This window comes from Neglectibacter sp. CSJ-5, assembly GCF_032490475.1.
Taxonomy (GTDB): domain Bacteria; phylum Bacillota; class Clostridia; order Oscillospirales; family Acutalibacteraceae; genus Hominenteromicrobium; species Hominenteromicrobium mulieris.
The window spans coordinates 1-5,416 of record NZ_JAVYJC010000017.1 but is presented as its reverse complement, the minus strand read 5'-3'; the positions used below and the strand labels follow the sequence as shown (position 1 = coordinate 5,416).

At 53.0% G+C, this 5,416-nt stretch carries 6 protein-coding genes and 1 pseudogene; all 7 read right to left on the bottom strand.

The genetic code is table 11. The features are described 5' to 3' along the window. On the bottom strand, positions 1-305 hold a 305-nt coding region (locus R2K26_RS15315; RefSeq protein WP_316523411.1), incomplete at its 3' end, for a putative toxin-antitoxin system toxin component, PIN family. Between the two features lie 6 nt (positions 306-311). Further along, complete coding sequence (locus R2K26_RS15310) at positions 312-587, bottom strand: type II toxin-antitoxin system Phd/YefM family antitoxin (RefSeq protein WP_177828941.1); 276 nt, start codon at positions 585-587, stop codon at positions 312-314. A 228-nt stretch (positions 588-815) separates the two neighbouring features. Next, a complete protein-coding gene (locus tag R2K26_RS15305; RefSeq protein ID WP_177828939.1) occupies positions 816-2,318 on the bottom strand; it encodes a hypothetical protein in 1,503 nt (500 codons plus the stop codon). Positions 2,319-2,702: 384 nt separating this feature from the next. Continuing rightward, positions 2,703-4,001, bottom strand: coding sequence for a plasmid recombination protein (locus R2K26_RS15300; protein ID WP_316523407.1), 1,299 nt, complete (start codon positions 3,999-4,001; stop codon positions 2,703-2,705). A gap of 349 nt (positions 4,002-4,350) precedes the next feature. Beyond that, entirely contained in the window at positions 4,351-4,662 is a 312-nt protein-coding gene (locus R2K26_RS15295) for a hypothetical protein (protein WP_177828948.1), read from the bottom strand. A gap of 42 nt (positions 4,663-4,704) precedes the next feature. After that, the gene (locus tag R2K26_RS15290; RefSeq protein ID WP_177828946.1) at positions 4,705-5,196 is read right to left on the bottom strand and encodes a hypothetical protein; all 492 of its coding nucleotides are present in this window, start codon (positions 5,194-5,196) and stop codon (positions 4,705-4,707) included. A 16-nt stretch (positions 5,197-5,212) separates the two neighbouring features. After that, a pseudogene (locus tag R2K26_RS15285) lies at positions 5,213-5,416 on the bottom strand (hypothetical protein); the annotation flags it as partial.

Here is a 5,416-nt window from a genome sequence, read left to right as displayed (position 1 = left end):
ACCGCTCCGCAGAACTTCGCCACCTCGTAAAACTTCTTGTCTGCCTCATCGACAAACACATCTTCAAGCGGCTCCGCCAGTACAGACCGGCCATAGGCCTCAAACCAGTCCAGCAGGGAATTGATCTCGCTCTTTGAAAACCCAAACTTTGGACGTTGCAGCACTTCCCGATACTCGCACAGGATACGGTAATCATAACAGGGAACAATATCTCCTGTCAGCACCATGCTGACTACTCTGGCGGGCGCTCCGTTTCTCGACCAGAGTGCCGACACCAGAATGTTTGTGTCTATCACCACCAGCATAAGCGATCATTCCCCCCGGCGAGCTGCGGCAATCTCAGCTTCAATATCTTCGTCGCTCATGTAGCCGTTGGCTGCGGCCTTTGCTCTCATGGAATTAAAGGCGATCATGGCCTTTGCCTGCCTGACTGCCTTCACCGTTTCCTCGAAGCTGCCATCCGCAATATCAAAGAGAATCGCCGTCGGTCTGCCGTTGTTGGTGATGATAACCTCTCCATCTGCGGAAAGATTTTCCCAGATGCTCTTGGGCGTGGTTCTCAAATCTCGTACAGTATAGAAGTTCATACGATCACTCCTTTCGCTTATATTATACCCATAGTGTTGCACGATTGTCAACGAATTTATTCTTGTTCCGTGATTTTTCTCTCTCTGTCCACGGCGTACCGTGGACATATAGAGGTCAAAAAACATGATTTTATGCCGGTTTTTAGCCTCGTTTCAGAGGGGGTGGTATAGTTACCCTCGGAGGGCTGGAAGCGCCGTCCTGCGGCAATAAACACACGAAAATCAACCCTAATCCTCACCCTTTTTCAAGGCATCCACCAGCAGATCACTCAACGCCTGTGACGGCCGTACCCGTGCCACCATGTGGCCGTCCTCCTGCCACACCGCAGACGGTTCGCTGTCCCACCATTTTCGGATCGTCTTGGGATCAAGACCAGTGTCCCGATGGCAGTCCACCTTACGTCCGTCCGGATGCTGCTGCCGCCAAAAACAAACTGTTTTCTCTGCTGTTGGACGTCCTGCCCACTCATGATTCGGATAATCGATATTCTGTACCGCCCTCGCACGGCGCAAGTGTTCCTCCTGCTTGCGCCAATTTCTCTTGTTGACCGGCATGGTCATGCCGGAGAGCTTGGCAATATCATCTCTCGGAAAGGTCACATAGTCCTCATTGAACATCTCCAGAGCGCACACAATATCGTCCTTCGTGAAACGGTTGATGTCCTCCTCGCTCATTTCATCGTAGGGCTTGAGCAGAGCGAAAGCGTCCCTGCGCAGCTCCGCTTCGTCTATGCCGCACTTTTTAGCGTAGATGGCCAGCGTCATAATTCCGTAGAACCGATGCCCCACACGGATCTCATCGGAGATTCGGTGCAGCCACCAGTCATAGAGATCCCGCTTCACCGTCCAGCGCCCCCGTCGCTCCTTCTTCACCACCCGGCGCTCATACCAGTCCGGGTACTTCTCCTTTGCCTCGGCCAGAGACAAGCGGCTCTTTCGCATGAGCGCCTGTATGCGCTGCTGTTCCCCATTGCTGTCTGGGATATAGTCCAGCAGCTTCTCCAGCTCCACCGCACCGCCATACCGATAGGCTACCACAGGATAGTCCTTCCCCAGCTTGGAGCTGGTTCCGACCACACGGAAGCCCTGCAAAATGCCCTGCATCTGCGGCTCCTTGATGGACGAGGTAAACCTGTTCCAGATCTGCCGGGTGAGGGCGTATTTCAGTTCCTTCAAAATCTTCTGATTCTGCGGGTACATAGGGATCGGCTCCGTCAGCACATAATACAGGTGCAGGCCGGTCCCGCTGTTTACCACGAAGGTGGCCTTGGGAATAATATCCTTGTTCATCTGATGCAGCGTGTCCCGGAGCTGCGGCATCCCTACGCCGTCCAGATCAAAAACCATCGCATAGAGATACCTGGCGTTCTGCCCCCGGCGCTGCCGGCCAAAATATGAGATAGGAGACATGATTGTAAATTCCGTACCTTTGATGTCCTCCAGTTCCCTCAGCTCGTCCGTGATCACATGACGGTTGGCTTTACCATCGCCCTTGATCTCCAGTGCAACGCCGTTCTCCTGCACCACTTTTGACTTCGGAGGGACTACCAGAGCGATACCGTTTCCCTTAGCATCCTCAAAGTGACCTCTGCGCTCAAAAGATCCCTCCGGGAATATCTCCCGGTAAAACTCATACGGCTCCACCGGCTCCAGATACTGACGAAGATGGGCATTCTTCTCCCGATAAAGCGTCTGCTGCCGCTCCAAAGCCGTCTGCTGATCCATAGCCATAAAAACACCTCCTGTCCAGAAAAAGAAAAAAGAAGCAAAAAAGAAAATCCGCTGCGGCGGGGAACGCCTGCGGGCGGGAAGGGGGAAAAGGGAAGCCAAAGAGCGCCGCCAAAGGCGGCTTAAAGAGAAAGTCACCTCCCCTTTTCCCCCTCGCTCCGGGGCATGGAAATGATGGAAAACCTTTCAGGTTTACCACATTCCCACACCCCTCCGCACACCCCCTTTTCCTCTCCGACTTTCTCCCTTTCTGAGAGAAAATTTTTCTTTTTGTTTTGAGCCAACGGCTCTTAGGGGGGCATATATTATCAATACTTTTTTCCCTGTTTTCACCTGTTATTATAGCCCGTCCGAGTGCCGGTTGCAAGCCTTTCGGACAGGCTATTTTTACAGGCTCATATCGCCCCAGGAATGGCCTCTCTCGTGCTGTTTTTCCTTCCGGTAAGTCTGATGCTCCGGCAACAGGTCTCTCGCCTTATCGACGAGGTGGAGAAGCTGCTTCGGCAGGTGACGCTCCAGCATATCCAGTACCCGATCAATGCCCTCCAGCAGCCGATCCGAAAAGCTGCGTTCTTCCTCCAGTGCCTCCTTCAGCTCCTCGTTTTCACTCCATAGCTGCCGATTTTGGCTTTCAAGACGGCTACGCTGCGCTGCCGCCTCCATCTTTTCATGGACGGAAGGAATCTTCTTTTTCAGCTCTGCTTTTTCTTCTTCCAGCACAGCGTTTTTCTTCTTCAGATCTACGACCGTCTGCTTTGCGGCAGCTCCAGTCATAGCTTCATCCTTTAGCTGCCGGATCTGATCCACGGTAACGCCCTTGACGGCCCCTGTGAGCGTTTTTTCCGGCTGGATGGTATCGAAGTCCACCCGCACCCGTTCTGCGGCCTTCAGCGCCGCCACAGTGCCGGAGAGCGACTTAATCTCTCCCTTCAACTCCGTTTTCTTCTCCTGCATATCTGCCAGCTCCTGCAAGGCTGCCGCTGTCTGCTCCTGCACGGCCTCGGCCTCCTGGATCGCCGCCCGGTACTCCGGCAGCTCCATGTGCCGCCGGTTGCTGCTAAGAGAGATAATTTCAAATTCATGCTGCTGGGCGATCTCCGTCAGCACTTCCTTCTCCCGCTCCATCCAAGCCTTCCACTCGGTCTGTTTCCGGCCAACGCCTGTAAACCCCTGCTGCTTGAGCGCCTGCTTCATGGAAACTCTCGTTGAAAGGCCCCTCGTCTGCTCCGTTGCCACGGGGATATAGTCTACATGAAGGTGCGGCGTGGCCTCGTCCATGTGCAGCACCATGTTGAACACATGGAGATGGGGATTCCTCTCCTGAAAAGTCTTTGCGAACTCTGTCAGTGCCTCCGCTGCCCGCTGGCCGCCCTCCGTACCGCAGCCGCAGTCATTCAGATTGCCGATCTGGAAGATGGCCTCATGGAACAGCTTCTCCTGCTTGCTCTGCCGGATATGCTCGTAGTAGTCCGGGATCTTGTCCCTTGTCTTTTTCTTCCCGGCGTTGTATGCCTCCAGCGCCTCACCGAACAGGTTGTTATAGGTCTGCTTCAGATCCTCGTTGACAAAAACGATATTCTGCCCCGACCGTTCACGGTCTACGTTGGCTGCTGTGAACTCCCGGTTGTTATGCCGGATGCTGCCATGCCCCATCATGCCGGAAATGGTTGTTCCGATACCTCTCACCCTTCCTTTCCTCTGCGCTGTTTTCCCGTGTTTTATCCTGCTTCCATTTTACCATACAGCTACCGATAAGGCAACCTCTTTGTTACTTTCTGGTGAGAAAGTAACGCAAAAGCACTTTCACACCGCCGCCCTTTACGGGCTGGCAGTATGAAAGTGCTTTTGCGCGCTCCCGCGGGGGTTGCTGGAGCTGGCTGCGTCCACCGGCTGCTTGTGCTGCCGGTCATGCGCTGCCTCGCTCCAGAGGGGCACTGCCCCTGCCGCCTGCGGGCGGCTCCCCGGTCCTCTTTACCCTTTGCAAAGGGCAGCCGGACGGCAACCCGAAAGCCAAACCGCACCGACAAACTGGGATTTACTCAACTGTAATACTTGTTGCAATAAGCAAGTCTGTCTGTTCTTCTATTGCACTTTCGATAATTACTTCATCCCCAATCTTTGCATTGGTTTCACAATCCTTTGTAAGCCAAAAGCAAATATCTTCATCACCAGTAGAAATTATGATGTATGAACGCCCTTGCCTATCTCCCTCATTTACAACACTCATAGCCCTATCGGTAACAGTTCCAGAATAGGTCTTTTCTGATCCTTCTACCAACTTGCTGCTACAACCGACCAAGCCAAGCACACAGACCAATACTAAAAGCAATGCTATAAACTTTTTCATACAATCATCTCCTTCCTCAAGTTCCGATTTGTCTGACTGCTCCTACCTACCGAACAAGCGGATAAACCAACCTTTCTTTTCGCCGGACGCCACATCGGCCTGTGGCTGCTCCTGCTCCAGATCGGCGGCTCCTTCTGTTAGCTGCTGCTGAATTGTCCCGGCGTGAAGTGCCTGCGCTGCCTGCGCCGTCTGCTGTGCCGCCAGCAAAGCTGCGCTGCACTCTGACAGGCGCTCGTTCAGCTCTCTGATCTGCTCATTTTTTATCTCAAGCTCCTTTTGTAGCATCTCAATAACCGCATCAAAAACCGCTTCATTGATGCGGTTTTGATGTGCTTCATGATGTGCTTCACTTGATGCGGTTTCGTCCAAAAAGCCTTGTTTTATAAGGGTTTCAGCCGCTTCATCATAGTACTTCACACCGCTTCGTTGAAGTGCTTCATGATGTGCTTCATTGATGTGGTTTTGTTTGATGAAACGATAGACCTTTTGCTTGTCAACGCCAAGCTCGTTGGCTATCTCTCGGATCGTTTTCATGCGGTTTTGCCCCTACTCAGCTTCTTCTTTTTTCCAAAAAATCCGCAACGCTCATGACCAAAGGATCTTCCGGAAAGTGTTTCAGATTGCCAGTCACCAGCACCGCTCCGCAGAACTTCGCCACCTCGTAAAACTTCTTGTCTGCCTCATCGACAAACACATCTTCAAGCGGCTCCGCCAGTACAGACCGGCCATAGGCCTCAAACCAGTCCAGCAGGGA